Source organism: Streptomyces sp. NBC_00443 (genome assembly GCF_036014175.1).
GTDB lineage: Bacteria > Actinomycetota > Actinomycetes > Streptomycetales > Streptomycetaceae > Streptomyces.
The window spans coordinates 894,718-921,342 of the sequence record NZ_CP107917.1 but is presented as its reverse complement, the minus strand read 5'-3'; the positions used below and the strand labels follow the sequence as shown (position 1 = coordinate 921,342).

Here is a 26,625-nt window from a genome sequence, read left to right as displayed (position 1 = left end):
ATGTCGAATGCCGGGTCGAACATAGCGGGTGCGCCATTGAACACTGACCTTCTGCCGGCAGCCGTGACAAGCGAGCAGGGCGCCCGCCGGAGCGGACGCCCTGTGACGGCTGACTCAGGATGAGCTGACTGGTGCCTCGCCTGTCTTGTCCGCGACGCCGATGTCCAGGAGCGCACTCCTGGTCGTTCCGAGATAGACGAGGCTGGAGGAGTCGAAGACCCAGGTGGCACTCTCGGGGGCGCCCTTGAACGTCAGGCCGATGCCCTCCCGCCCCGCGGCGTCCTTGACGTGGTCCACGACGTGCGCGCCAGGAAGCTTGGCCATCGCACGGTAGAGCCCGGCGCTCAGATCGGGCAGCAGGGTGGCGTTGTCGATGAAGGATCCGAAGTTTCCGAGTGCGATTGGCAGGCGGCGGTTCGGCGGCATCCGGGTGTCGCTGTAGAGCCGCTTCAGCAGCGCGTCGGGGTCGGTGGGCAGGGCCTGAAGCTGCCGGAAGGTCAGGTAGCCGGTGCCGTACATGGCCATGGACATCTTCTTGGAGGGGTCGTCCACGGCGACGCCCTTCCTCAGCCCCGACCGCTTGCCGTCCACCGAATCCCACTGTTCGCTTCGGACGGCTCCCTTGTACTCCGCGGAACCGTTGAACTGGACGCCCAGGTCGGCGGCCGGCCCCTGCGACTTGGTGTAGATGTACTGGTCGTCGCGGACCGTCGCCGCCGGACGCTTGGCCGCCGCCAGGGCAATCCGGTCCAGCAACTGCGCGGCGCTCCCGTGGTAGCCCGCGGTGGTACTCGCGGCAGGGGTACCGGACTTGTCGCCGTCTGCGCTGTCGACCGCTATCACGCCCAGGCTCACGGCGACGGCCAGTGCCAGCGGCGCTGCGACGAGTACAAGGCGCCGCCTGAGGGGTCGGTGTGCGGAGGGCGCAGCGGACGTGTCGGTCGTACTCGTCTGCTCGTGTGCGGCCTGCTCGTGTGCTGCCTGCCCGGTGATGTGCTCCATCAAGGATTCCCTTAGGACATGGTGACGGTCCTGCGCGAGGGCCGGGCGGCCCGGCGCGGGCAGCATCTCGGCCAAGTCCCGGTGGTCCGCCGGTTGATCGCGTCGTCGCGGGTTGGTGTTCATCGCTTCTCCTGCGTGGACCGAGCCGCCTGGTGGCGGCCACCCGGTATCTGTCCGTCCGCGGCGAGGCGTTGCCTTCCGCGCTGCGCGGTTTCGCCGGGGGTGCTGCCTGCGCCGCCTGTGCCGTCAATGCCGCCCATGGCGTTCAGGCGCCCGTGGCCGCCCGCCCCGCCGTCGAGTTCGAGCTCGGTGAGTTTGCGCAGGCGTTTCCTCGCGCGCGAGAGCCGGGCCCGAACGGTGCCGACGGCGACACCGAGGGCCTCGGCCACCGTGGCGGCGTCCAGGCCCTCCCATACGCACAGCGTGAACACTTCGCGCTCCCCACGGCGCATGGTGCTCAACGCTTCCCGCGCGGCGGCCAGTTCCTCCTCGTCGAGCAGTCGCTGTGCCACCCCGTCGGCGATATCCGGCACGGGATCGGGAGGCGGCACTCTGATGAGCGCTGCCTGGTGTCTTCGCGCCGCCCGCGCCATATTGCGCGTGACGTTCGTAGCTATCCCCAGTAGCCACGGGCGAAGGCTGTCATCACCGGGAAGCACCCGCTCGCGCAGCCGCCATGCCTCCAGAAAGGTCAGCGACACAGCGTCATCGGCCATGACCCAGTTGCCCGTCATCCGGACGGCGTGCCGGTAGACCACCGAAGCGTGCTCGTCGAAGAGTTGTCTGAACGCATCCGGATCCCCGGCCCGCACGCGGGCGCGCAGTGAAATCTCCACACTTCACCCTGTCCGCTGCGCGGATCACGTTGCGGTGATCCGGGTCACAGCATGGCCGAACCGCCCTCGCCAACACGCCGCCCAGCGGAACGGTCAGGCGGCGCAGCAGAGCACCGCAGATTCGGCCGGGGCCGCGGCGCGAGCCACGGTGGCGTGCACCGGATGGGCGCTGCTGACGGTGGCCGCGGCCTGCGAACGGCTCCGCGCGAAGACGACGAGGCGCAGCACCGTGAACCGTGCGACACCGGCGAGTGCGGAGGCGGACAGGTAGACGACCTGCTCGAGCACCGCACCGGGCGCTGCCAGCAGCTGGTGCAGGACAAGTATCGCCACGCAGGTCACCGCATACGCGGCCGCCGCGGACCCGGCCGACTGTGCATGCTGGCGCCAGGTCGCGCGCCCGCCCGCGCCGAAGGTGAAGCGGGCGTGCAGCTCGGTGGCGAGGAGCGTGGAGACCACGGTGACCGCAGCGTTGGCGAAGACCCACGGAAGCCAGGAGGCGAGGGCCGCCACGGCGAAGCTGGAGGCGAGCCCCACCCCGCCGCCGCAGAGCACGAAGCGGGCGAAGGCGGTGAAGGTCCCGGGTGCTGCTTGCTGCCGGTTCTGTGCTGTCTCCATCGTCCGACCCCCTTGATGACTCACTCCGTGAAACGCACACCGCTCGGCTGCGGGGCTGAGCGGTGCCCCCTGTGGTGCCATGATGGCACATGAGTGGTGCCATTTGGCGTCTATTTATGGCGCCATCACTGCTGTCGGTGGTGTCGCAGTCGTGACACACCTGCTGGGCCTGGGACGTTGCGCCTCCCTGTCAACGCTTGCGCCAGGGTGCGTGATGCCGCGCAGCGTCGCGCTGACCCGATCTGATGTCTGTGTGTTTGCGCAGTTCAAGCTCGCTGGGTTGGCGCGGTCCGCATTTGCTCCCCTCGTGGACTTGCATGTGGCGCCAAAGTGGTGCCATCGTGGCGGCATGGACCTCACCCCGTATGTCGACACCCTCCGCCGCGAACTCGCGGTGGCTGCCGAAGCCGGCGGCGACGAAGCCCGGGAGCTGGCCGAGAGGCTCACCGCTCCGCTGGAGGCGGCGACCCGGCTGACCATGCTCAACGTGCTCTCCGCCGCGATGGACGAGATCACCCGTGAACTCGCCCCCGGCTCGGTCGACGTACGGCTGCGCGGGCTCGACCCCGACTTCGTGGTGACGCCGCCGCCCACCTACGGCGACGCCGCCGCGGAGCCGACCGCGCCCGCCGAACCGTTCAGGGCCCCGGCACCGGCGTCGGCCGAGGCTGACGAGGGGGGTACCGCCCGCGTGAACCTGCGTCTGCCGGCCCACCTCAAGGCCCGCGCAGAGGAGGCGGCGAGTCGCGAGGGCCTGTCGGTCAACGCGTGGCTGGTGCGCGCCGTGTCGGCGGCGGTCGGCGGTGGCACCGAACCGCGTACGCCGGAGAAGACCAAGACCCGCGGTCAGAGCTTCACGGGCTGGGTGCGCTGACCGCGCCCCGCCCCCGTCGATTCTCGTACTGCTTCACCCACGCCGCTTCACCCGCACCGCGTCACCCACTTCACTCCACCCACACCACGTCCCCACCAGCGGGGACGGCCCAAGGACTCATGAGGACGGGACAGCCATGCCTTCTTTCGACACTCCCGAAGCGATCTCGGTCACGGCTCGCGTGGAGGCCGGTTCCATCCAGTTCATCGCGGGCGACCGCCTCGACACCGTCGTGGAGGTGCAGCCCCGCGACCCGAAGAGGGACCCCGACGCGCGGACGGCGGACCAGACCGAGGCCACGTACGTGAGCGGCGTACTGACCATCAGGACGCCCAAGGCCAATCTGTTCGGCCTCGGCCGCACCGGCGTGGTCGACGTGACCGTCGAACTGCCCGCGGGCTCGCACGTCGACATGACCGGCGCCTGGGCCCAGGTGCTCGGCGCGGGCCGGCTCGGCGAGGTCCGTGTGAAGACCTCGGTCGGCGACATCCGCCTCGACACGACCGGCCCGGTGACGCTGACCGCGTCGCACGGCTCGATCAACGTGGACCGGATCGAGGGCATGGCCGAGATCACCAGCAACACGGGCAACGTGCGCGTCGGCACCATCGACGGCCCTGCCGTCCTGAAGAACTCCCACGGCACCACGACCGTCGGCACCGTGACCGGCGAGCTGCGGCTGAGCGGCGCCCACGGCGGCATCGACATCGCGCGCGCCGAGGCGTCGGTCACCGGCACCGCGACCCACGGCTACCTGCGCGTCGCCGAAGTCGCACGCGGCGAAGTCCAGTTGGAGACCTCCAACGGCATCATCGAGATCGGAATCCGCGAGGGCACCGCCGCCTGGCTCGACGTCAGCTCCAACCGTGGGCAGGTGCGCAACATGCTCGCCGAGTCCGAGGCGCCGGAGCAGATCGAGGACACCGTCAAGGTCCGCGCGCGGACCAACTGGGGCAACATCGACATCCGCCGCGCGAAGGCCTGAGCGGCGTCGCATCCTCAACCCGCCCTACTTTTCGCCCCCTTCAGCGCCCTTCAGCGCACATCAGGTTTCGCATCAGCCATCACATCAGCCTTCAACGGAGGGCCCCATGCCTTCATCTGTCATGCCCACATCCAGGAGGGTGGACGGTCGCCCGTCGCCCGCCGCCGTCTCCACCGTCGGGCTGCGCAAGTCGTACGGCGACAAGCTCGTCCTCGACGGCATCGATCTGCGGATTCCGGTCGGGTCCGTGTTCGCGCTGCTCGGCCCGAACGGTGCCGGCAAGACCACCGCAGTGAAGATCCTGTCCACCCTCATCTCCGCGGACGGCGGGCAGGCCCAGGTCGCGGGTCACGACCTCGCCGCCGACCCGCAGGCCGTGCGTGCCGCGATCGGGGTCACCGGGCAGTTCTCCGCCGTCGACGGGCTGATCACCGGTGAGGAGAACATGCTCCTGATGGCGGACCTGCACCACCTGCCCAAGCGCGAAGGGCGGCGCGTCGCCACCGAGCTGCTGGAGCGCTTCGACCTCACCGAGGCCGCGAAGAAGCCCGCCTCCACCTACTCCGGCGGCATGAAGCGGCGCCTGGACATCGCCATGACCCTGGTCGGCAACCCGCGGATCATCTTCCTCGACGAGCCGACCACCGGCCTCGACCCCCGCTCGAGGCACAACATGTGGCAGATCATCCGCGAGCTCGTCTCCGGCGGTGTGACCGTCTTCCTCACCACGCAGTATCTGGAGGAGGCCGACGAACTCGCCGACCGCATCGCCGTGCTCAACGACGGGAAGATCGCCGCCGAGGGCACCGCCGACGAGCTCAAGCGGCTCATCCCCGGCGGACACATCCGCCTGCGCTTCACCGACCCGGCCACCTACCACAACGCCGCCACCGCACTGCAAGAAGCCACCCGGAACGACGAGGCCCTCGCCCTGCACATCCCCAGCGACGGCAGCCAGCGCGAGTTGCGCTCCATCCTCGACTGGCTCGACGCCGCCGGCATCGAAGCCGACGAACTCACCGTCCACACCCCCGACCTCGACGACGTCTTCTTCGCCCTGACCAGCGGTACCGACATCCCCAACCAGCCGAACCGGTGGAACCACCCGACCCAGCCCAACCAGCCGACCCAGCCCAACCAGGCCAAGGAGAACGTCCGATGAGCTCCCTCTCCCTCGCCGTACGCGACTCCACCACCATGCTGCGCCGCAACCTCCTGCACGCCCGGCGCTACCCCTCCCTCACCCTCAACCTGCTGCTCACGCCGATCATGATGTTGCTGCTCTTCGTCTACGTCTTCGGGGATGTGATGAGCGCCGGCATCAGCGGTGGTGCGGACCGCTCCGAGTACATCGCGTATCTCACTCCGGGCCTGGTGCTGATGACCATCGGCAGCACCACGATCGGCACCGCGGTGTCCGTGTCCAACGACATGACCGAGGGCATCATCGCCCGCTTCCGCACCATGGCCATCCACCGGGGCTCCGTGATCATCGGACACGTCATCGGCAGCGTGCTGCAGTCGATCATCAGCGTGGTCCTCGTCGGCGCCGTCGCCGTCGCCATCGGCTTCCGCTCCACCAACGCCACCGTCCTGGAATGGCTCTCTGCGTTCGCGCTGCTCGTGCTCTTCGCCACGGCTCTCACCTGGATCGCGGTCGGCATGGGCCTGATCAGCCCGAACGCCGAGGCGGCGAGCAACAACGCCTTGCCGCTGATCTTCCTGCCGCTCATCTCCAGCACCTTCGTCCCGGTCGACGCGATGCCGGGCTGGTTCCAGCCGATCGCCGAGTACCAGCCCTTCACCCCGGCCATCGAGACCCTGCGCGGACTGCTCCTCGGCAGCGAGATCGGCCACAACGGATGGCTGGCCGTGGCCTGGTGCGCCGGGCTGGCCGCGCTCGGCTACGTCTGGTCCAAGTCGGTGTTCGACCGTGACCCGAAGTAGGGCGAAGCGGGGTCATGGGGCACGGCCGAGGCCGCCCGGCGCGTCGGCCGGTGTCGCCGGACCGGACGACGCGGCCGGCAGGGGCGGCAGGCCCGTGGCGAGGTCCGGCAGCAGGACGGGTTCCAGTCGGATCCGGTCCTGAGCAGTCAGATACCGCTTCAACTGCGGTGGCCGGTAGCCCGCGTCCCGGTCGTAGCGCTCCTTGGCGGGTACGGCCAGGAACTCGTTGCCATCGGGCACGCCCTTGGAGTCGGCCGCGTCTCCGATGGGCCGGTGCAGCGGCTTGGCCAGCCGGTACATTCCCGTCCGAGAGTCGTGCAGGTCGCCCAAGGCGTCCGGCCGTACCCGGAAGTCGATGCTCTGCTCGGGCCTCATCACCGTCGGCCCGCCGGCGCTGAGCGCGTCGGTGTCGAACTGCAGCCCGTATCTACGGGCCTGATCGACCATCCACAGCAGGGGGATGTCCGACAGCCCCGTCTCCTTGTAGCCGCCACCGACGTCGCAGTGCACACCGGCGAACCAGACCTGCTTGAGCTCCTGGCCCTGCTCGGCCGCGCCCGGCTGCTGGTGCCACAGCGCCGGCCGGAACGCCGAACGCCGCTCGTCGATGGCCAGCGCGTGGAACGCCGCCCCGACCCAACTGCTCAGCTCGGTGTTGTGAAACGCCCAGCGGCGGTTGAACCGGTGCGCCGCGGGCTGGAGCCACGAGGCGCCGGGAACGGGGATGCCGAGGGCGCCGACCGTGTCCCACACCCCGATGAAACGGATCTCTGTCTCGCGCGCGTACGAGCGGCGGAACAACGTGGCTGCCGCGCCGTTCGGTTGCTCGATCCGGTCCCGGTAGAGGGCCCAGGCCTCCGGGATCCGGTCGGCGTGCTCCCGGCGCAGGATGCCGCCGTTACGCACCAGTCCCGCGAGACTGCGGGCGGTGAACGCGCCCCGGCTGAAGCCGAAGAGGAAGAGTTCGTCGTCGGGCTCGTACGTCTCCACGAGGAACCGGTAGGCGTCGACGACGTTCCGGGACAGACCCACGCCGAACGCGCCGCCGCGCAACCGCTCCCGCCGTCGCGTGCCCACACCGCTGTGGTAGTGGACACGCTGCTCCTTCCCCGCGGCGGACCCCGGGAGCACGGACAGGGCGACCCTGGCGACATTGGTCTTGCTCGGTTGGTCGGCGAAGTTCCATGTGCCGTCACAACAGACGACCAGACGCTTGGCCATGACCATCCCTCCTCGCGAGAGCGCGGAGCAGCGCGCGCAGCACCACATCCAGGCTCCCACCGCTCGAGGGGCCGCGCCATGTGACAGAGGCCCGCGCGACGGGGCGTACGTCACCCGCTGCCGGGTGCATTCATCCCGGTCAGTGAGGGCACTTGGCCTGCATGCACGGGATGCGAGGAACGGCGCTGGGCGTACGGCCCCGCGTCAGGGCCGCGGTGGAGGCGGTCCGGCGGGCGTTTGCGGAGCCGGGGCGGGAGCGGGATCTGGCGATGCAGGCGGGCAAGGCCGCGCTGGCGGCGTGTGTGGCGTGGGCGGTGGCGGGCTGGTGGCTGCAGGCGCCGATGGCGTTCATCGCGCCGTGGGTGGCGATCGTGCTGGTGGAGTCGACGGTGTACCGGTCGATCGCGCACGGCCTGCAGCAGCTGGCGGCCATCGCCACGGGAACGGTGGTGGCCACCGGCGTCGCCCTGCTCCTCGACTCCCCGATGGCGGCCATGGCGCTGGTGCTGCCGGCCGTCGTGCTGCTGGGAAACTGGCGGCGCCTGGGCAGCCAGGGCGTCTACGCGGCCACCGGCGCCCTCTTCGTACTGACTGGCGGGCCGGTCACGATCACCTCGTCGGCGGCACGGATCGCGGAGGCGGTCTTCGGCGCGTTCGTCGGGATCGCCGTCAATGCACTGATCCGGCCTCCGCTGTATCTGCGCAGCACTCGTGCCGCGCTGGAGGACGCGGCCGACGAGGCGCAGGAGATCCTGGAAAGGGTGGCCGACCGGCTGGCCGCCGACGAGTGGGACTCCCACACGGCCGGTTCCCTGCACGAGCGTGCGCTGCGCCTCTGGCGCCTGGTGGACCAGGCCCACGCGGCGGTCGGCTGGAGCCGGGAGAGCCTGCGCGTCAATCCCCGCCGCCGCAGCCGCCTGGCCTCGCAGCCGGGTCAGGACTACGACGACGCGGTGACCGTCCTCGACTACGTCGCCGTCCACACCGCGGGCGTCACCCGGGCCGTGCTGGAGTCCTCCGGTGACGATCGCAAGGGTTGGCGACCGGGCCCGCACGCCGCGAAGCCCTATGCGGACTTTCTGCACGGCAGCGCTCGCGCCATCGGGCTCTACACCCGCAGCCGGTTCGCCCCCGGCGGGCAGGACCAGCAGGCCGACCAGGAGCTGCGCGAGGTGGTCGAGGACCTGAACCGCGCCTTGGACGATCTACGGCAGCGGCTGCTCGGCGCGGCCCCCGACGACCCCGACACCCTGGCGACGTACGGCACCCTCCTCACCCAGGCCCACCGCCTGGCCGACCAACTGGTCGGGCACTGACGGTGGGCGGGGACGGACGCGGCCACGGCCGGCCCGGGCGGCACACCCCGGTTACTTCCGCCAGGCCCAGTGCAGGCGGTCCAGGCCGCTCCGGTTGTTCAGCTTCAGGCTCAGGCGGGTGCCCGTGCCCTGGAGCGTGGTGAGGGAGTAGGTGTCGCCGTTGCGCAGGCCCGGCCAGTAGACCGAGCCAAGGCCCAGTTCCCGGATGGTGTCGGTCGCGGCCTGGATGTAGGCGACCTCGCTGGAGCCGTTGACCGGTCCGTTGTAGTCCAGGCCGGAGGTCATGGTCGCGCCGAACTCGTCGAGGACGGTGCGCGCGGCGCAGTCGCCGATGCGCTCCTTGAAGTCCTGCTTCCACTGGTCGACGCTGGTCCAGTCGGTGTGCCAGAAGCCGTAGTTGTGCAGGGCCAGCCGGGTGCCGTCGAGCCGGCTGTCGGCACACACGGGTTTGACGTCCTCGCTGTACTTGACGCCTCCCACGAGGATCCGGTCGCGGGGCACGAAGCGGTGCGTGTCCACCCAGCGCGCAGCCACGTCGCGCCACTCCTGCGAGGTGTAGCCGAACGGCTCGTTCATCGGCTCGAAGTACACCTTGGAGTTGCGCGCGAAGGCGGACGTGACCCGCGCCCACATCCGGTCCCACGAGGCCTGGTCGTCGATCTTGCCGTCCTTGGCGTTGTCGGCTTCCCAGTAGCCCAGGATGACCTTGAAACCCTTGGCGGTGGCGGCATCGATCGCGGCTCGGTACGACTTCCAGAAGGGGCCGTTCACGGAGGTGGGGTTGACCGGAAGCCGGACCGTGTTGGCGCCGAGCTTGCCGAATCCGCCGACGATCGCCCTGGACTTGGCATAGGTCGTGGCGTAGCTGTCGGTCGTGGACAGACCCGAGGGTACGACCGCGTCGTCGGCGTAATTGTCGCGCGGGTCGGCCCAGTTGACCCCGCGGAAGTCACTGACGGGCGGCGGCGGGACGTGGCGTGCGGCGGACGCGGGGGAGGCGAGGGCACCGCCGAGCATCGTGACGCCGGCCGCCAACGCCCCCAGGCGGATCGCCGCCCCGTGATGATTCCTTCGTGACACTGCATCCCCTTCCGGGCAGGTGCGTCCGCGGAACCTCGCAAACAGCTCGGCGGCTCTGTGGCTCCCGCAAGGTAGAAGAGGCCTCGAACAGAGGTCAACATATCTGCACACCAAATTTCATCAAGAACGCAGACGGGCTCCCACACCTGCCCCCACGCCGGCCCCGCCCCGGGCTGCGCGACGGGTCCTCGAAGCCCGTCGCGCGAAGGGCGTCAGGTCGACCAGACCACGTTGCCGTTGTGCACGATGACGACCTTGGCGTCGGCCCGCAGGACCAGCTGGGCGCCCTCGCGGCCCCAGGTCTGTGAGGCCCAGATGGGGCGGTCCTCGGCGTTGTGGATGACGAGGTTGCCGTCCGGCTGGAAGATCGCCCGGTGGTTCTGGCCGAAGGTCATGGATGCCCAGATGGGCTTGCTCTGCTCGTTGTAGACGACGAGGTTGCCGTCGGTCTGCATGACCATCCGGATGCGGTTGGTGGTCCAGGCCTGGTTGACCTCCAGGACGCTGGTCGCGAAGACGCTCTCGGTGCTCCAGTTCGGCTGCGGGCTCGCCTTGGGCTTCGGCTTCGGCTTCGGTTTGGCGGGAGCGCTGGTCTTGCTGGGCTCCGGGGAGGGCGCGGCAGGCGGGGGAGCGACGACCTTCGCGGGCTCGGTCTTCTCCGGCTTCGCCTTCTTCGGGGACGGACTGGGCTTCTCGGCCACGTAGTCGTCGAGAGCGGCGGGGGCGGAGTTCGGGTTCAGGACGGTGTCGGAACCCGCGGCCGGCCCCTGGGAATTGCCCGGCCCGTCGTCCTTCGCGCTGCCGGCCAGCAGCAGCGGTACGGCGATGAGGACCGCGCCGGCTATCGCGGCACCCGCCAGGACCGGCTTGCGGGGGCGTCCGCTGCCGACTCCGGTGCCGGTCCTGGTGCCCGGGGGTGTCGTCCCGACTGCCGCGGCCACCGCGGCGCGCTCCTCGGGCGCCTCAGTCGTGCCGGCTGCTGCCGCCGCACCTGCGGGCGGGGCCGCGGCTTCGGCGCTCTCCTCGGCGGGAGGTGCGGTGGCGGTGCTCTCCCCGGCCGGGGTGGTGCCGGACTCCGCCTCGGGGGCTGCGGCCGTGCTCGGCGCCGCCTCGTCCGGGGCGGAGGGCGTGGGCGGTAACCCGGCCTCCCCTTCACGGGCGGCGGCCGCCTCCGCGTTCGCGCCGGGGGTCTGCTGCTGGGGGGACATGCGGTACTCCTCCTCGGTGGCGGAGCTGCTGGTGGTGGGCAGGGCCCGCGCGACGGCCGGCCGGACGAACGCCGGGAAGCCTGGCGGGCGTTGGTCGAGTGCCGCGCCGGGACGAACCGGTACGCCCGGTCCTGGGCGCCGAGTTCCGAAAGACCCGCCGCGGTGGCGGCCGCAGGCTGGTCCGACGCCCTCCCGAGCTGCGCGGTCTTCCCGTACGGCCCCGGCCCGGACGCCCGGCCGGAAGGCGCCGTATGCCGACCGGACCGATGGCGCACCCCAACTTAGCCTGTACCGGGGGCGATCAGCCGCCCCACCCGCCCCAACCCTGCCGTCGCTTTGTCCGCCCACGCCTCCCTGCTCCCGGAACGTCCCCCAACCGGGCAGCAAACGGGCACGCGGGCGCCCGATACGGACCCGGCCCGAACCGCCACGGACGAGGCTCGTGTGGCATCCTGTTGGCGCCCCGAGTTGATCAGTGTCGCTGTGCGTCCATGCCGTTCGACACTCAAGTATTCGTAGGGACACAAGAGTTCAGGTGGAGATGCGGCCCGGACAGCGGCAGGAGGGCGGGCACGAGGCCCTGCCCGTGGTGCCCGACGGCTCCGGTGCCACCGCCGCCTCGGAGGCACCCGGCGCCGACTCCGTCGAGGCCACCGACACCCCCGAGATACCCGAGGCCGTGCAGGCCGCCGCCCGCCGGGCGCCGGGGCACTGGATCGGAGTGGTGGACCCCGAGTGGACCGACGAGCGGACGCCGCCCGAGTGGGCGGTGCTGGGGGAGTGGCAGTCGGACGAGAGCGGGAGGGTGGGGGACTACCGCGCCAACCCGGCGTACCGGCCCTCCGCCCGGGTGCTCGGCTGGCCGGAGCCCACCGACCCGGTGGACGCCGCGGCACAGCGGGCCGCCACCGGCTACGGCTCGGTGGACGAGGCCGTCGCGGCGCTCGCCGACGCGGACATCACGGTGGTGCGCGGACCGGACGGCGGGCCGCTCACGGCCGCCGGGCGGGACGGGGCGCCGGTGGTGCTGTTGTTCACCTCACCGGCGCACGAGTTCATGTCCGCGGCACTTCGGCATGACACGCTCCCCGCCCGGGAGTTGGCCCGTTCCCTGACCGGTACGGGCACTTTGCTGATGGCCAACGCCGGGGCCGCGGCCCCCTTGCTCGTCCCGGCGGACAGTCTCCTCGGTCCCGAACAAGGGCCGGGCGCCGAGGGGGCGCCCGCGGCGGACGCAGCGGCGGAGGAGGGCATCGGCGCCCGCTCGGGCCCGGCGGACCCTACCGGTCCCGCGACCGCGGTCCCCTCCGCGGCCCGCACCGACAACTCCCCTGAACCCTGGCCCCACATGACAGGGAGGACCCCGTGACGCGTCCGGTCCAGCACACCCCCACTTCCCCCCGGTCGGAGTCCGGCTCCGACGGTGAGGAGACGGCCGCGACCACCGCCACCGCCGTCGCCGCCTCGGCCACCGAGCCCGAACCCGAGCCCGCAGAGGCGAAGAGCGGGGTCGAGGCCGGAGCCAAGGCTGCCGAGGCGGAGGAGACGGCCGTAGAGAGCAGGGCCACCGCGGCCGAGGCCGAGGCGGGGACCAGCCCCGAGAGCGGGGCCGACTCCGGCAGCCGGTCCGAGTCCGAGGCCGAAACCGACCCCGGTGCCGCCGCGGCGGCCAAGAGCCGGCTGCCCGCACTCGTGCGGACCATGACCTCGACCGCCATCGACCGGCCGCAGCAGGAGGCCGGTCAGGTGGGGCGGCCGGGCAGGGCGGCGCTGGCCGGGGCCGCGGTCGCCGGGGCGCTGCTCGTGTCGGTGCCGTTCCTGGTACTCGTCGGGGGCGACGACAAGGACAACAAGACGGCCCCGGCGGGAGGAACCGTGCTCGGCGGCGGTTCGCCGGAGGCACCCGGCGACTTCGTGGTGACCAAGCCCGACGCCAGTGCCTCGGGCGGTGGCAAGAAGGAGTCCGCCAAGCCCGACAAGCCGGTCAAGGAAGCTCCCGCGGGCACCTCGGCGCAGAACTCGGGCAAGGACACGCCGAAGCAGGACACCGGCCAGAAGGACAGTCCCAAGGGGGACGTGGGCGAAAAGGACCAGCCCGAGAAGCCCAGCGGCGGGAACAAGTCCGGCGGCGACAAGCCCGCCAACGCCGGTTCGGGCGTCACGTTCAGTGCCCCGGTCTCCCTGCGCAGCCATCTCTCCGGCCGCTGCATCGACGTACCGAACGCAGAGTTCGGCGACGGCAAGAAGCTGATGGTGTGGGACTGCAACAACGGTCCCGCGCAGAGGTGGCAGTTCGCCTCCGACGGCACCGTACGCATCAACGGCCTGTGCCTGGACGTGGCCAACGCGAACTACAACGACGGCACTCCCATCCAGATCGCCTGGTGCAGCGGCAACGCCGCCCAGAAGTTCGTCCTGAACGAGCGGCATGACCTGGTCAACACCGTCGTCGGCAAGTGCGTCGACATCAAGGACAACAACCGGGGCAACGGGGCCTGGCTGCAACTGTGGACCTGCGCCGGCACCGACAACCAGAAGTGGAGCGTCTGACCGGACGCCCGCAGGCCGAGAACACCGCACTCGGCATCCGTACGCCCCGAACGCGGGGCATGATGGCTCGGTCGGCTCGCCGACACGCGCCGCCGACGAGGGGGCGCCCGCAGAAGACGCCGCCGTAGCAAGGAGGTTGGTGCGTGTCGCGCCAGGTACTGACGGTCGGTCCGGGGGACCGGGACCGCTACCGGACGATCGGTGAGGCACTCGCGGCCGCCCGTACCGGTGCGCTCATCAGCGTCCGGCCCGGGACGTACGCGGAGAACCTGGTGATCAACACCAGGGTCACCCTCACCGCCGCCGAAGGGCGGGGCACCGTCGAGATCCGGCCGCGTTCGGGCAGCGTGCTCGCGCTGCGCGCCGACGCCGTGATGCTCTCCGAACTGACCCTGCGCGGCGGCGACGCCGAGCTGCCCGCCGTGGACGTGCGGCGCGGGCAGGCCGCACTCGACGGCTGCGAGGTCGTCGGCGCCGCCTGGACGGCGATGCTGGCCGGGGGCACCGGTTCCCTCGCGCTGCGGGACTGCCGGGTGAGCAACCCGCAGGGCGCGGGCATCGTGGTCACCTCGACCACGCCCACCACCGTGGAGTCCTGCACGCTGGAGCACCTGGGCACCAGCGGCCTCGTCCTCGCCGAGCAGGGCGAGGCCCGCATCCGCGGCTGCACGGTGCGCGACGCCCGCGGCAACGGCCTGCTCGCCAACGGCGAATCCCGCGGCATCGTCGAGGACTGCGACATCTCCTCCACCGACAAGCCCTCCCTCGCCCTGGAGCAGAACTGCTCCCTCACGGTGATCCGCACCGTGGTGCACGACACCAGCACCGGCGTGCACCTGAGCAGCGCGGGCCGTACGACACTGGAGGACGTCCGCGTCACCGGCGCCTCCGGCAACGGGATCGCGCTGGCCGCCGGCACCGACCCGGTGCTGCGCCGCTGCCGCGTCTCACGCACCCGCGGCCACGGCGTGCTGGTCACCGACCGGGCGCGCGGCACGTTCGAGGACTGCTGGGTGGACGGCGCGCAGGGAGCCGCGGTGCGCGTCGCCGGGGCCGCGTCCCCGGCGCTGACCGGCCTGACGGTCCGCGACTGCGAACAGACCGGGCTGCTCCTGGAGGAGGACTCCGCGCCTGAGCTGGACCGCCTGGAGGTGATCGGCGGCGCGCCCGCAGTCTCCGTGCGCGGCGGCGCCAACCCGCTGCTGCGCCGGGCCCGCCTGGTGGAGCCCACAGGTGACGGCATCGTGGCCGGCAAGGACGCCAGGGGCCGCGCCGAGGACTGCGAGATCGTACGGCCGAAGGGCGCGGGTGTGCGGGTGGGCTCCGGCAGCACCCTCTACCTGGCCGGTGGCGGAGTCTCCGACACCGCCACCAGCGGCCTGATCGTGGAGGACGGCGGCAACGTCACCGTCCGCGACTTCCGTGTCGAGATATCCGCCGAGGAGGGCGTGGTGGTCGCCGCGGGCGGCGAGTTGACCGCCAACCGCACCACCGTGCACGCCGCTCAGGGCCATGGCTACCTACTGCGCGAGGGCGCGCTCGCCTCGCTCAGCGGCTGCGAGGTCTCCGGCGGCGCCCAGGACGGCTTCCGGGTGGAGTCCACCGCGCCGGTCTCGCTCGTGAACTGCCTCGCCCGGGAGAACGAGGGCGGCGGCCTGGTGCAGACCGTGCCCGGCGAACGGCTCGCCGTGGAGGGGCTGAACAGCACCGGCAACGGCAAGCGGGACGCCTGGGGCACCGGCAGCGCCGAGAACACCGACCCGGCCGGCTCCGGCGCCGCGGACGCGCCCCCGCCGGACCGCGCGGACGGCCCGCTCGGCGCCCTGAACGCGCTGATCGGCCTGGAGAACGTCAAGCAGCAGGTCGGCACGCTGGTCAACCTGACCCAGCTCGCCCAGCGCCGTGAGCAACTCGGCATGTCCGCCCCGCCGATGAGCCGGCACCTGATCTTCGCGGGCCCGCCCGGCACCGGTAAGACCACCGTCGCCCGTCTCTACGGGGCGATCCTCGCCGAACTGGGTTCGCTGCGCAGCGGACACCTGGTGGAGGTCTCCCGCGCCGACCTGGTCGCGCAAGTCGTCGGCGGTACGGCGATCAAGACCACCGAGACCTTCCAACGGGCCCTCGGTGGCGTGCTGTTCGTCGACGAGGCGTACACGCTCACCGCGGACAGCGGCAACGGCGGCGCCGACTTCGGCCGCGAGGCGGTGGACACCCTGCTGAAGCTGATGGAGGACCACCGCGACGACGTGGTGGTGGTCGCGGCCGGTTACTCCCGGGAGATGGAGTCGTTCCTCGGCTCCAACCCGGGTCTGGCGTCCCGTTTCTCACGGACCGTCGAGTTCGAGAACTACTCGGTGCCCGAACTGGTCGCGATCATGGAGAACATGTGCGCCCAGCACCAGTACGAGCTGGGCGAGGGCACCGCGGCGGCGCTGGCCGCGCACTTCGAGGCGATGCCGAGAGACGCCGGCTTCGGCAACGGCCGTGCCGCGCGCGGGGTGTTCGAGGAGATGGTGGACCGGCAGGCGGTCCGGCTCGCCTCCCAGGCACAGGTCGGCGAGCACGACCTGCGGCTGCTGCTGCCGGAGGACGTCTCCGCCGCCGCGACGGCCACCGAGTCCGCCGCTCCCGACGACGACCCGCTGACCCGCCTCGGCGACATGATCGGCCTGGCCGAGGTGAAGCGCGACGTCGCGGACCTGGTCAACCTCATCACCACCGCCCGCCACCGTGCCGCGGCCGGACTGCCGGTGCCCTCGCTCAGCCACCACCTCGTCTTCACCGGCCCGCCCGGTACCGGCAAGACCACGGTGGCCCGGCTCTACGGCCAGATCCTGACCCAGCTCGGCATCCTGCAGCGGGGCCAGCTGATCGAGGCGGCCCGCGCCGACCTGGTCGGCCGCTACATCGGCCACACCGCTCAGCTGACCCGCGAGGTCTTCGAACGGGCCCGTGGCGGTGTGCTGTTCATCGACGAGGCGTACACCCTCACCCCGCGCGGCGGTGGTGCCGACTTCGGCCAGGAGGCGGTGGACACGCTGCTGAAGCTGATGGAGGACCATCGCGACGAGGTGGTCGTCATCGTTGCCGGCTACACCGACGAGATGGAACGCTTCCTCGCCTCCAACCCGGGCCTGTCCTCCCGCTTCCCGCGCCGGATCACCTTCGCCGACTACTCCTCCGAGGAACTGGTCACCATCGTGCGCGGTCAGGCCGCGAGCATGGGCTACGAGTGCGGGCCCGGCACCGGCCCGCTGCTCAGGGAGTACTTCGAGGCGCTGCCCCGGGACCGGACGTTCGGCAACGCCCGCCTGGCCCGCCAGGTGGTCGAGGCGATGGTCACCCGGCAGGCGGGACGGCTCGGCTCACTGGCCGCGCCCACTCTGGACGACCTGCGCATCCTGATCCCCGGGGACGTCCCGGCCGTGGCCCCGAAGGCGGCTCCCCGATGATGCCGCGCGCCCGCGGGGGCGCCCGCCTGCTGTCCGGCGCCGGCCTCGCCGCCGTGCTGCTGCTGCCCACGGCCGTTCCGGCTCATACGGCACCTCTGTCGCGTCCGCCTGCGGCCGACGAGAAGAAGGGGCAGGAACTGCCCGGCATGCCCTCCCTGCTCGATCCGGAGGCCGAGGAAGCGGCCTGTACTCCCGCCTCCCGGGAGACGGCGAAGCAGCAGGACTGGTCGCGTCAGCGCCTCGACCTGGACCGGCTGCGCGGGCACAGCACCGGTGCGGGCGTGACCGTCGCCCTGATCGACACCGGCGTCGCCCCCGACGCCGCCGGCCTCGACGGCCGGGTCACCGCCCAGGGCGCGGCCGCCGAGGACTGTGTCGGGCACGGCACCTTCCTGGCCGGGCTGATCGCCGGCACCGGCGGGGACAGCCCGCGCCTCGCCGGGGTCGCCCCGGGCGCGAAGGTCCTGGCGCTGCGCGGCACCGACACGCGCGGTGCGGCAAGCCCCGAACTGGTCGCGCAAGCGATACGCGAGGCAACCGAAGCCGGGGCCGAGGTGATTGCGGTCACGGTGTCCCTCCCGCGCCGCGACACGGCGCTGACCGACGCCGTCGCCGCGGCGCGCCGGGCGGGCGCGGTCGTGATCGCCGCGGCGACCCCGGACCCGCCGTCCCGGGGCGGCACCGACGAGATCCCGTCCCGTGTCTACTGGCCGGCCGGCGAACCCGGCGTCCTCTCGGTCGCCGACATGCTCCCCGGCGGCGTGCGCCCCGACGGCTCCCTGCCCACCACGGGCATCGACCTGGCCGCCCCCGGCGCCGGGGGGGTCGCCGGGGGCCCACGCGGCACCGGCCACTACCTCGGCGCCGGCGCCTCGGTGGCCACCGCATACGCCGCCGGTGCCGCCGCGGTGGTCCGCGCTGCCCACCCCGACGACGCGCCCGACGCCGTCATCCACCGCCTGACCGCGACCGCCTCCCCGGCCGACATCCCCCAACTGGACGCCTACGCCGCCGTGACCACGATCCTCGGCGACCCGGGCGCGCCGGCCGGCGCCGAGCGGGCCGCGGATCCCGTGACCGTCCGCGACACCTCCACCGCCGACCGCGCCACCGGCCGAGCCACCCTCTTCGTCCTCCTCGGCTCCGCCGCCGTACTCACCATCCTCTGGGCCGCCTTCACCCTCCCCAGGGCCCGCGCCCGGGGGTGGCGCCCGGCGGGACGGCCGCAGCGAGCGGGGGCCGAGCCGGGGCTCGGGGAGGCCGAGGCGTCGTAAGGGGCGGCCGGGTCGGGTGACCGCGGTGCGAGGTGGGGTCCGGGGGGCACTGTCGCCAACTCTTGTGCGGACACCTCCAGTTGACGCCACGGCCGTGTTCGGGATCGGTATCCGGTGGGTCGGCTGGGCGGAGCGGGGCCGAGGCTCGGAGAGGCTGACGTGTCGTAGCGGGCGGTCGCCCATGGGTCGGTGGGCCCACGGCCGGGACGGGCCACGCAGGTGAGGTTCGTTCCTCGGCGGTCTGCACCGTAGCGGCGACGCAGCCGAGGCCCGGGGCAACCGCCCCCAACGACAGCGGGGACCACCCCAGGTGGCCCCCGCTACGTGCCTCACATGCCCTCAGCCCTCCTGCCCCCGTCCCTCCTCCACCAATGCCGTCTGCATCAACCGTGCCTTGCGGCGGGCGATGTGCAGGGCTCGGCCCGGCGGGAGGTTGAGGGGCTTCGCGTTGCCGAAGAGGCGGCCCTCGGTGGGCGGGCAGGAGAGGAGGACGGCGGGGTTGTTCGCCTCGTCCATGCGGCGGATCAGGGCGTCGCTGAGGCCACGGCCGGCGCCCATGGCGCTGCGGGCGACGACCAGGTGCAGGCCCATCTCGAAGCCGAGGGTCAGATGCTCGAAGAGCGGCTCGAAGGGGCTCTGGAAGGAGTTGCCGGAGACCATGTCGTAGTCGTCGACGAGAATGAACAGCCGCGGGCCGGACCACCAGTCGCACCGGCGCATCCGGGCGGGGGCGATGTCCGCGCCGGGGACGCGGGTCTTGAGCGCGCGGGCCGCGCCGTCGACGGTCTCCTTCAGGTTGTCCAGGGAGATCACGTGCCCGATCCGGTACTCCGCCGGGACGGCATCCACCAGGGTGCGGCGGTAGTCCACCGCGATGATCTTCGCCTCGCTCGGCGTGTACCGGGCGGTGATGCCCTCGGTGATACGGCGCAGCAGGTTGGTCTTGCCGCTCTCCGTGTCGCCGACCACGATCAGGTGCGGGGTCCGGCTGAAGTCGTGCCACACCGGCTCCAGGGCGTCCTGGTCGATGCCGAGCGGCAGGCGCAGACCGCCGCCCTCGGTGGGCTGCGGCGCGGGGAGTTCGGCGAGCGGCAGCCGGTGCGGCAGCATCCGCACCGGCGGTGCGGCCGGGCCCGACCAGTGCTTGGCGACCTCGCCGACCAGGTGGGCGACGCCCTCGCCGAGGTCCTCGAGGGAGCCGCTGCCGTCCAGGCGGGGCAGGCCGGCCAGGAAGTGCATCTTGCTGTCGGCGGTGATGCCGCGACCGCCGCTGCGCGGCACCGAGCGGGCCTTGCGGGTGTCGATCTCGGAGTCCATCGGGTCACCCATCCGCAACTCCAGCCGGGTGGCGGCCTGGTCACGGACCTGGGCGGACAACTCGACCCAGCGGGTGGTGGTGATGAGCAGATGAATGCCGTAGTTCAGCCCGCGGGCGGCGAGTTCGTTGAACTTCGGGACCAGTTCGTCGTAGTCCTGACGGACCGTCGACCAGCCGTCGACCACCATGAACACGTCGCCGAAGGGCTCGTCGGGGAACTCCCCGGCGGCCCGGCGACGGCGGTAGGACTGCATGGAGTCGAGGGTGTGGTCCACGAAGAACTGCTCGCGGCGGGCGAGCAGCGTCATCACCTCGGCGACGGCCCGGTGCACCCGCTCCGGGTTGAGCCGCGCCGCGACCCCGCCGACGTGGGGGAGCGAGGCGAGCTGGGAGAGACCGCCGCCGCCGAAGTCCAGGCAGTAGAACTGGATCTCGGCGGGGGTGTGGGTGAGGGCGAGCGCGGCGATCAGCGTGCGCGCCAGGGTCGACTTGCCGCTCTGGGAGCCGCCCGCGATGGCGACGTGGCCGCCGGCCCCGGAGAGGTCCACGACCAGCGGATCGCGGCGCTGGTCGAAGGGCTTGTCCACCAGGCCCACCGGAACCCGCAGTTTGCCGGTCCCGGCCCAGCCGGTGGCGGTGAGGCCGCGCTCGGGGTCGGGGGCGATGCCGGGCAGCAGGGCGTCCAGCGGGGAGGGCTCGTCCAGCGGCGGCAGCCACACCTGGTGGGCGGCGGGGCCTGCGTCGCGCAGCCGGTCGAGGGCCACGTCCAGCAGGGTCTCGTCGTCGCCGGTCTCCTCGATCTCCGGCTCCGGCTCGGACGCCGGCTCCAGCGTCCGCGGCACCACCCAGCCGCTGGTCCACGGCACCACCTGGCTGGCCACCCGGGCCTGCACCACCGCGCCGGTGCGGCGCCGGTACGTACCGGAGGAGTAGGCGGCGCGGAAGCGGGTCAGGGCCTCCACGCCCGACTTCAGATAGCCGCTGCCGGGCTGGGCGGGGAGCTCGTAGGCGTCCGGCACACCGAGGACGCCGCGGCTCTCCATGGCGGAGAAGGTGCGCAGGCCGATGCGGTACGACAGGTGGCTCTCCAACTGGTGCATGCGGCCCTCGTCCAGGCGCTGCGAGGCCAGCAGCAGATGCACCCCGAGGGAGCGGCCGAGGCGGCCGATCATCACGAACAGATCCATGAACTCCCGGTGCGCGGAGAGCAGTTCACTGAACTCGTCGACCACCACGAACAGGCTGGGCAGCGGGGTGAGGTCCGCCCCGCCGGCGCGGGCCCGCTCGTACTCCAGCGCGGAGGTGTAGTTGCCGGCCGCGCGCAACAGCTCCTGGCGGCGGATGAGTTCGCCGTGCAAGGCGTCCTGCATGCGCTCCACCAGGGCGACTTCGTCGGCGAGGTTGGTGATGACGGCGGAGGTGTGCGGGAGTTCCTCCAGGCCGAGGAAGGTCGCGCCGCCCTTGAAGTCGACCAGGACGAAGTTGAGGGTCTCGGAGGAGTTGGTCAGCGCGAGACCGAGAACGAGGGTGCGCAGCAGCTCGCTCTTGCCGGAGCCGGTGGCACCGATCAGCATGCCGTGCGGGCCCATGCCCCCTTGTGCGGACTCCTTGATGTCGAGGTCCACCGGGCGGCCGTCCACCCCGACGGCGATCGGCACCCGCAGCCGGGCGGAGCCGGTGTGCCGGTCGAAGAGGACCTTCGGGTCGTGCCGGTGCAGGTCGGGGATGCCGAGCAGGGTGGTGAGTTCGACGTCGGCGTCCAGCGGCTGCGCGATGTCCGTGCCCAGACTCATCCGGCGGGCGGTGAGCAGCCGGGCCAGCGACTGGGCGCCGAGCGGGCCGAGCCGGTCCGGGCGGCCGAGCGCGACGGAGCGCTCCTTGCGGCTGCGGTCGGTACGCACCAGGTTCACCTGGTCCGGTCCGACGGTCAGCCGCAGCGTGTTGCGGCCGGGCCGCCAGCGCAGCGCCCCGGACACGTCCAGGACCATGGCGTTGCGGTAGCCGTGGCCCTCCCAGCGGTGGCCCTCGGGGACGGTGACGCCGTCCAGGACCACGACCGTGTAGGGCTCGTCACGGCCGGGGCGGGCGTCCGGGTCGAAGCCGGGACGCTCGGCGAACTCGGCGCCGAGCAGATCGTCCAGCTCGGTGAGGTCGGCGGTGATCCGGCGGACCTGGCCGGCGCCGTCCTCCTCGTGCGGATGCAGCGCGTGCGGCAGCCACTTGACCCACTCCCAGTCGGGCCGCCGCTCGTCACTGACGCACACCGCGAGCCACAGCTCCTCGGGTGCGTGGAACACGGCGAGCTGGCCGAGCATGGCGCGCACCAGGGCACGTACCGCGTCGCCGCCCGGACCGGCACCCTCGGCCCGGCTCTCACCACTCGGCCCGTACGACGCTGCGCCCGGCTCGGCCGCCTCCTCGCCGGGTGACTCCTCGGGGCGCAGCATGACCCGCGCGGAGGAGCGCAGGTAGAGACCGAGGGGCTGCTCGGGGATGGTGGAGTAGGCGCGGATGAACCGGCGCAGCGCGTGCGCGCAGAGCGGTTCGAGGTCCTCCACCGGGCGGGTGGAGACCGGGTTGAGGGTGAGGGCGAGCTGCTGTTCGCCGATCGCGAGCCGGACCTCCCCGAAGTCCTCGTCGGCAGGGCGGCGTTCCCATAGCCGTGAGGTGCGGGCCAGCGAACGCAGTGAGGCGGGCTCCGGGTGGCGCCAGGCGAGCGCCCGCTGCTGCTCCGTGATGGTGCCCCGGACCCGCTTGCGCATCTGCGCCAGATAGCGGAGGTAGTCGCGGCGTTCGCCCTTCAGGCGCTGCTTGCGCTCGCTGGAGCGGCGCATCAGCTGCCCCAGGAGCATGGCACCGGCGGAGAGCGCCATGACGCCCATCGCCAGATACATGAAGACGCCGTTGCCACCGCCCGGGCGCAGGAACATCAGCATCATCGACACCGACATCAGTGCCATCGGCAAATAGGTCCATATCGCCGAGGTGTCCGGCACCGTCTCGGCGAGGACCGGCGGCTCCTGAAGGGTCAATTGCCCGTCGGGCATCTCGGGTCCGCGCCTGCGGGCCGGCCGGCGAAACAGCACCACACTCAAGGAACGAAACCTCCGGTTTCACTGGCTTTCCGGCCCGCGCCGAATAGCGGCACACCCGGTAGCGGGAAAGACCGCACTGCACCCATTCTTCGGGTCCCGGGCGGCGCGGTGAACGCCGGATGAATGTTGTGAGCGGAAAGCGGGGGACGGTCAACTCCCCCCGCACTCAACTGCATACCGGACAGGGAGTCCGGTCCGCAGCACGATCCGGCGGGCGCAGGCAGTAGTCTGCATTCACGTAACGCGACCTGTCCACGCGGGAGAGGTGGTTTCCGGGCGCACGGACACAATTCCCTTGTCCGACTGCCCGGTTCCCGGCCGCGCGGGGCCTTACGTACTCTGCGCGCGGCCCTCTCCCGAGGAAGTCCTTCTGTCAAAGCCCCCCACGGAAGACGAGAGTTCAGCTGATGACCGACAGTGCGGTGGCCGAGCTGTGCCGCCTGACCGTACGTGCGCCGAGCGTCTCCGTCGATCTGGCCGTGCCCGCCGACGTGCCGGTCGCCGATCTGCTGCCGACGCTGCTGCGTTACGTCGGCGAGGAGGCCGAGGAGGCCGGGCTCGACCACGCGGGCTGGGTGCTGCAGCGGCTCGGTGACGCCCCGCTCGACGAGGAGACCACCCTCGCGCGGGCCGGCCTAGCCGACGGGGACGTGCTCTATCTGCGCCCGCACACCGAGGCGTTGCCCGAGGCGAGGCTCGACGACCTGGTGGACGGCATAGCCGACACCGCGGGCCGCAGGCTGCACACCTGGCACCCCGAGGCGGCCCGTGGACTGCTGGTGGGCACCACCGTGGCGACCGTGGTGGCCGCCCTGGTGCTGGTGTTCTGGCCAGGGGTGACCGGCTCCGGCTCGGTCAGGGCCGCCTGTGCGGCCGTGGCGGGGGTGCTGCTGCTCGCGGGCGCGGGGACCGCCAGCCGCGCTGTCGGCGAGCGACTCTCCGCGACCGCCCTCGGCCTGCTGGTCGCGCCCTGCCTGGCACTGGCGGGCTGGGTACTGCCCGGCGGCGATCTGACCGGCCCGGACGCGGCGCGGGTCGTGGGCGCGCGGCTGCTCGCCGCGGGTGCCGCGGGCGCGGGCGGTGCGGTCCTCGCGCTGGCCGCCACCGCGGTCGGCGCCCCGGCCCTGCTGGCCACCGCGGTCGTCTCGGTCGCCACCGCGATCGCCGGGGCCCTGATCGGGTACTCGGGCCTGGACGTGCCCGCCGCCGTGGCGCTGGTGGCCGCGGTGGTCGCTCTCGCGGCCGGGACGGTCGCACCGTTCGCCTTCAAGCTGGCCGGGATGCGGATGCCCTCCCTGCCCTCTTCCGCCAGCCAGCTCCAGGAGGGTATCGAGCCCTACGCGGGCGACGAGGTCGCCGAACGCACCGAGCTGGCCGGGCGCTGGGTCACCGCGCTCTTCGCCGCCACCGGCATCGTCGCCGCGGCCGCCCTCGTCGTCATCGCCCAACACCCGGATCTGCCCGAGGTGTTGACCGCGGTCACACTGAGCCTGCTGCTGCTCCTGCACTCCCGCGGCCTGGTGCACATCGGGCAGCGGCTGACCCTTGCCGTACCCGGCGTCTGGGGGCTGCTGCTGCTCGCCCGGGCCTGGGCGGTGGACAGCGACGGCGACGGACGCCTGGTGGTCTTCGCGGTGCTGCTCGGCGCCGCGGCCGCACTGGTCATCGCCGCCTGGACGGTGCCCGGCCGGCGGATGCTGCCGTACTGGGGCCGGGCGGCGGAGATCGCGCACACCGGCTTCGCCGTGGCGCTGCTGCCACTCAGCCTGTGGGTGGCCGGGCTCTTCGGCTGGCTGCGCGGCCTGTTCGGCTGAGCACAACCGCACTCCGGCAAGAGAACGAAGTCGAGGAGAGGCCGTGCAGTCCAAACGCGACCAGGTACACGCCCACAGTTTCATGATGGGCAGGCTCAGTTCGGGCCTGCTGACGGCCGACCCGGACGCCCCGGAGAGCCCCCTCGGGCGCACCACCCGCGGTGTCGTCTTCGGCGTCCTGGTCACCGTCCTGATCGGCGCCGGAGCCACCGTCTACGGCCTGCTGCGCCCCGGCGGGAACGACGCCTGGCGCGACGGCGACCATCTGGTGGTCAACCGTGACACCGGCGCCCGCTACCTGTGGACCGGCACCGACGGCGTACTGCACCCGGTGCGCAACTACGCCTCGGCGCGGCTGATCGGCGGCTCCGACCTGGAGACCGTGGACGTCGGCAGCGCCTCGCTGCGGGACGTCCCGGTGGGCGCCCCGGCCGGCATCCCGGGCGCCCCCGACACCGTGCCCGAGCCGGGCCAACTCGACGACGGCGCCTGGCACATGTGCGTCTCCGGGCCGGACGGGGCGCTGCCCGACACCTCCGGCGTCGTGGCGAACACCGGCGTGGACGAGCCGGGCGCCACCACCGTGGTCGCCGGGGCTCCGCTGGACTCCCGCGGCATCGGCGCCGACCGCGCGCTGCTGGTGCGCGGGCCGGACGACACCGAGTACCTGGTGTGGCGGGGCAGCAGACTGCCGCTGGACCGTGCCTCCGACGCCCGCAACGCCCTCGGCTACGGCTCCGAGCGGCCGATGCCGGTCTCGGCGGCCTTCCTCGACGCACTGGCCCCCGGCCCCGCCCTGAAGCCGCCCGCGGTACCGGGACGCGGTACGGAGGGGCCCGTGCTCGGAGGCGAAGCAAGCAGGATCGGCCAGCTGTTCAAGGTCAGCGTGCCCGGCGGCGGCAGCACCTACTACCTGCTGCGTAACGACGGCCTGGTGCCGCTGACCCGGCTCGGCGCCGCCCTGGTGCTGGGCGACCCGGCCACCCAGAAGGACGCCTACCAGGGGCAGTCGCCCGAGGTGCGCACGGTCGGTGCGGACGCGCTGCGCGAGCACCGGGCCACGGACCCGGGCCCCTCCGCGTCCGCGGAGCTGCCGGACGCGCCGCCTCTCCCGCAGTCCGCGCCGCGCGGCACCGCGCTGTGCGCGCAGGTGGACGGCGACGACGGCGGCGCCCGGATCAGGTCGGTGCTGGTCCCCCTGGCCCGGCTCGCCCCGGTCGCGGTGCCGCAGGGCACCGCCGAGCCGCTGAAGCCTGCCTGCGTCCCGGTCGACGCCACGGTGGTACGGCCCGGACGAGGCGCCCTGGTGCGGGCCCTGCACGCCAGCGGCGCCGCGCATGCCGGGACCACCTACCTGGTCGCGGAGAACGGTGTGAAGTACCGCGTCTCCGCCAAGAACTCGCTGGCAGCCCTCGGGTACGAGACCGGGGACATCGGCTCGGTCCCCGCCCCGCTGCTCGCGGCGCTCCCGACCGGCGCGGACCTCGACCCGGCCGCCGCGTCGGGTGCCGCGGAGCCCAAGGTCACAGCACCGGCGTGCGGTGCCGCCGGACAGTCGGAGCGCAGCGGGGCGGACGCCGAGAAGGACAAGGCGGACACGGCACGCTGATCACGGCAAGGGGCGCATACCGTGCCGAAGAAATGGAAAAGGGCGAGGGCAGCAGAAGTATTCAGCCAAACTCGGCGCCGAGGGTGTGAAGTTCGCGGAGTCATCCCCGGAGCGAGCGCGGCGGGGAACCTCAAATAAAGCTCTGAAATATCGTCCGGCACTACCCCCTGAAATCCCGCGGAAGCGCTTTCCCGGCCGGTTACGGTCCTCGCCGATGCCCGTTTACCTACCTCGCATGCCCGCTTTCTGCCCGCATGCCGTCTGGCCGGTGGACGGCTTCACATCCACTGTCCGCTGGTCGGGCGCGCGTGTTCATATCGCCGAAACCTCCGCACAACTCCCTTGCCACGCAGGAATTCTGGGGTGAGCTGACCGATGCTCAAATCTTCCCTGCGCGCGTTGCGCGGAACGCTCACTTCTCTT

The 26,625-nt window shown here is 72.2% G+C and carries 18 protein-coding genes; 11 read left to right on the top strand and 7 right to left on the bottom strand.

Features of this window, described 5'->3' with window-relative positions:
* Positions 1–114: 114 nt before the first annotated feature.
* The 3 genes from OHO27_RS04065 to OHO27_RS04055 form a co-directional block, all read right to left on the bottom strand.
* Entirely contained in the window at positions 115–1,068 is a 954-nt protein-coding gene (locus OHO27_RS04065) for a CU044_5270 family protein (protein ID WP_328430343.1), read from the bottom strand.
* A 53-nt stretch (positions 1,069–1,121) separates the two neighbouring features.
* Positions 1,122–1,838, bottom strand: coding sequence for an RNA polymerase sigma factor (locus OHO27_RS04060; RefSeq protein WP_328420365.1), 717 nt, complete (start codon positions 1,836–1,838; stop codon positions 1,122–1,124).
* A gap of 93 nt (positions 1,839–1,931) precedes the next feature.
* The gene (locus OHO27_RS04055; RefSeq protein ID WP_328420363.1) at positions 1,932–2,456 is read right to left on the bottom strand and encodes a hypothetical protein; all 525 of its coding nucleotides are present in this window, start codon (positions 2,454–2,456) and stop codon (positions 1,932–1,934) included.
* A gap of 349 nt (positions 2,457–2,805) precedes the next feature.
* On the opposite strand from OHO27_RS04055, the gene OHO27_RS04050 reads away from it, so the two are divergent.
* From OHO27_RS04050 to OHO27_RS04035, 4 genes are all read left to right on the top strand, one after another.
* Entirely contained in the window at positions 2,806–3,330 is a 525-nt protein-coding gene (locus OHO27_RS04050) for a toxin-antitoxin system HicB family antitoxin (RefSeq protein ID WP_328420361.1), read from the top strand.
* Between the two features lie 136 nt (positions 3,331–3,466).
* Positions 3,467–4,315, top strand: a complete 849-nt coding sequence (locus OHO27_RS04045; protein WP_328420359.1) for a DUF4097 family beta strand repeat-containing protein — start codon at positions 3,467–3,469, stop codon at positions 4,313–4,315.
* Positions 4,316–4,436: 121 nt separating this feature from the next.
* Positions 4,437–5,477, top strand: coding sequence for an ATP-binding cassette domain-containing protein (locus OHO27_RS04040; protein ID WP_328430342.1), 1,041 nt, complete (start codon positions 4,437–4,439; stop codon positions 5,475–5,477).
* Positions 5,474–6,262: an ABC transporter permease gene (locus tag OHO27_RS04035; RefSeq protein ID WP_328420357.1), complete on the top strand. Its 789-nt coding sequence runs from the start codon at positions 5,474–5,476 to the stop codon at positions 6,260–6,262. Before OHO27_RS04040 ends, OHO27_RS04035 begins: the two co-directional genes overlap by 4 nt.
* Before the next feature lie 12 nt (positions 6,263–6,274).
* On the opposite strand, the gene OHO27_RS04030 is transcribed toward OHO27_RS04035, so the two are convergent.
* On the bottom strand, positions 6,275–7,483 hold the full coding sequence (locus tag OHO27_RS04030) for a DUF2235 domain-containing protein (RefSeq protein WP_328420355.1): 1,209 nt from the start codon (positions 7,481–7,483) through the stop codon (positions 6,275–6,277).
* Positions 7,484–7,644: 161 nt separating this feature from the next.
* Between OHO27_RS04030 and OHO27_RS04025 the strand changes: the two genes are divergently transcribed.
* A complete protein-coding gene (locus OHO27_RS04025; RefSeq protein WP_328420353.1) occupies positions 7,645–8,799 on the top strand; it encodes an FUSC family protein in 1,155 nt (384 codons plus the stop codon).
* Positions 8,800–8,850: 51 nt separating this feature from the next.
* Here OHO27_RS04025 and OHO27_RS04020 read toward each other — a convergent pair whose 3' ends face one another.
* Both OHO27_RS04020 and OHO27_RS04015 read right to left on the bottom strand, forming a co-directional pair.
* Entirely contained in the window at positions 8,851–9,816 is a 966-nt protein-coding gene (locus tag OHO27_RS04020) for a glycoside hydrolase family 5 protein (protein ID WP_443059691.1), read from the bottom strand.
* 275 nt (positions 9,817–10,091) lie between these two features.
* On the bottom strand, positions 10,092–11,087 hold the full coding sequence (locus tag OHO27_RS04015; RefSeq protein ID WP_328420350.1) for a mannose-binding protein: 996 nt from the start codon (positions 11,085–11,087) through the stop codon (positions 10,092–10,094).
* A 541-nt stretch (positions 11,088–11,628) separates the two neighbouring features.
* On the opposite strand from OHO27_RS04015, the gene OHO27_RS04010 reads away from it, so the two are divergent.
* The 4 genes from OHO27_RS04010 to OHO27_RS03995 all read left to right on the top strand — a co-directional run bounded on the left by OHO27_RS04010 (position 11,629) and on the right by OHO27_RS03995 (position 18,366).
* Positions 11,629–12,456, top strand: a complete 828-nt coding sequence (locus OHO27_RS04010; RefSeq protein ID WP_328420349.1) for a type VII secretion system-associated protein — start codon at positions 11,629–11,631, stop codon at positions 12,454–12,456.
* Positions 12,453–13,637 (top strand): ricin-type beta-trefoil lectin domain protein, encoded by a 1,185-nt coding sequence (locus OHO27_RS04005; RefSeq protein WP_328420348.1) that lies wholly within the window; start codon positions 12,453–12,455, stop codon positions 13,635–13,637. The genes OHO27_RS04010 and OHO27_RS04005 overlap by 4 nt, the downstream gene beginning before the upstream one ends.
* 143 nt (positions 13,638–13,780) lie before the next feature.
* Positions 13,781–17,092 (top strand): right-handed parallel beta-helix repeat-containing protein, encoded by a 3,312-nt coding sequence (locus OHO27_RS04000; protein ID WP_328420347.1) that lies wholly within the window; start codon positions 13,781–13,783, stop codon positions 17,090–17,092.
* A complete protein-coding gene (locus tag OHO27_RS03995; RefSeq protein WP_328420345.1) occupies positions 17,089–18,366 on the top strand; it encodes a S8 family serine peptidase in 1,278 nt (425 codons plus the stop codon). The genes OHO27_RS04000 and OHO27_RS03995 overlap by 4 nt, the downstream gene beginning before the upstream one ends.
* Before the next feature lie 339 nt (positions 18,367–18,705).
* Here the strand turns inward: OHO27_RS03995 and eccCa are convergent, their stop codons facing one another.
* The gene (eccCa, locus tag OHO27_RS03990; RefSeq protein WP_328420344.1) at positions 18,706–22,731 is read right to left on the bottom strand and encodes a type VII secretion protein EccCa; all 4,026 of its coding nucleotides are present in this window, start codon (positions 22,729–22,731) and stop codon (positions 18,706–18,708) included.
* Positions 22,732–23,186: 455 nt separating this feature from the next.
* Here eccCa and eccD point away from each other — a divergent pair, with 455 nt between their 5' ends.
* The gene (gene eccD, locus OHO27_RS03985; RefSeq protein WP_328420343.1) at positions 23,187–24,593 is read left to right on the top strand and encodes a type VII secretion integral membrane protein EccD; all 1,407 of its coding nucleotides are present in this window, start codon (positions 23,187–23,189) and stop codon (positions 24,591–24,593) included.
* Between the two features lie 43 nt (positions 24,594–24,636).
* Positions 24,637–26,202 carry a type VII secretion protein EccB gene (gene eccB, locus OHO27_RS03980; RefSeq protein WP_328420341.1) on the top strand — a complete coding sequence of 522 codons (1,566 nt, stop codon included), beginning with the start codon at positions 24,637–24,639 and terminating at the stop codon, positions 26,200–26,202.
* Positions 26,203–26,625 lie beyond the last annotated feature (423 nt).

Coding starts and splice junctions, on each gene's coding strand:
- OHO27_RS04065 (WP_328430343.1), bottom strand. CDS start 1,068: ATGCTGCCCGCGCCGGGCCGCCCGGCCCTCGCGCAGGACCGTCACCAT.
- OHO27_RS04055 (WP_328420363.1), bottom strand. CDS start 2,456: ATGGAGACAGCACAGAACCGGCAGCAAGCAGCACCCGGGACCTTCACC.
- OHO27_RS04050 (WP_328420361.1), top strand. CDS start 2,806: ATGGACCTCACCCCGTATGTCGACACCCTCCGCCGCGAACTCGCGGTG.
- OHO27_RS04045 (WP_328420359.1), top strand. CDS start 3,467: ATGCCTTCTTTCGACACTCCCGAAGCGATCTCGGTCACGGCTCGCGTG.
- OHO27_RS04040 (WP_328430342.1), top strand. CDS start 4,437: ATGCCCACATCCAGGAGGGTGGACGGTCGCCCGTCGCCCGCCGCCGTC.
- OHO27_RS04035 (WP_328420357.1), top strand. CDS start 5,474: ATGAGCTCCCTCTCCCTCGCCGTACGCGACTCCACCACCATGCTGCGC.
- OHO27_RS04030 (WP_328420355.1), bottom strand. CDS start 7,483: ATGGCCAAGCGTCTGGTCGTCTGTTGTGACGGCACATGGAACTTCGCC.
- OHO27_RS04025 (WP_328420353.1), top strand. CDS start 7,645: ATGCACGGGATGCGAGGAACGGCGCTGGGCGTACGGCCCCGCGTCAGG.
- OHO27_RS04020 (WP_443059691.1), bottom strand. CDS start 9,816: ATGCTCGGCGGTGCCCTCGCCTCCCCCGCGTCCGCCGCACGCCACGTC.
- OHO27_RS04015 (WP_328420350.1), bottom strand. CDS start 11,087: ATGTCCCCCCAGCAGCAGACCCCCGGCGCGAACGCGGAGGCGGCCGCC.
- OHO27_RS04010 (WP_328420349.1), top strand. CDS start 11,629: ATGCGGCCCGGACAGCGGCAGGAGGGCGGGCACGAGGCCCTGCCCGTG.
- OHO27_RS03995 (WP_328420345.1), top strand. CDS start 17,089: ATGATGCCGCGCGCCCGCGGGGGCGCCCGCCTGCTGTCCGGCGCCGGC.
- eccCa (WP_328420344.1), bottom strand. CDS start 22,731: ATGCCCGACGGGCAATTGACCCTTCAGGAGCCGCCGGTCCTCGCCGAG.
- eccD (WP_328420343.1), top strand. CDS start 23,187: ATGACCGACAGTGCGGTGGCCGAGCTGTGCCGCCTGACCGTACGTGCG.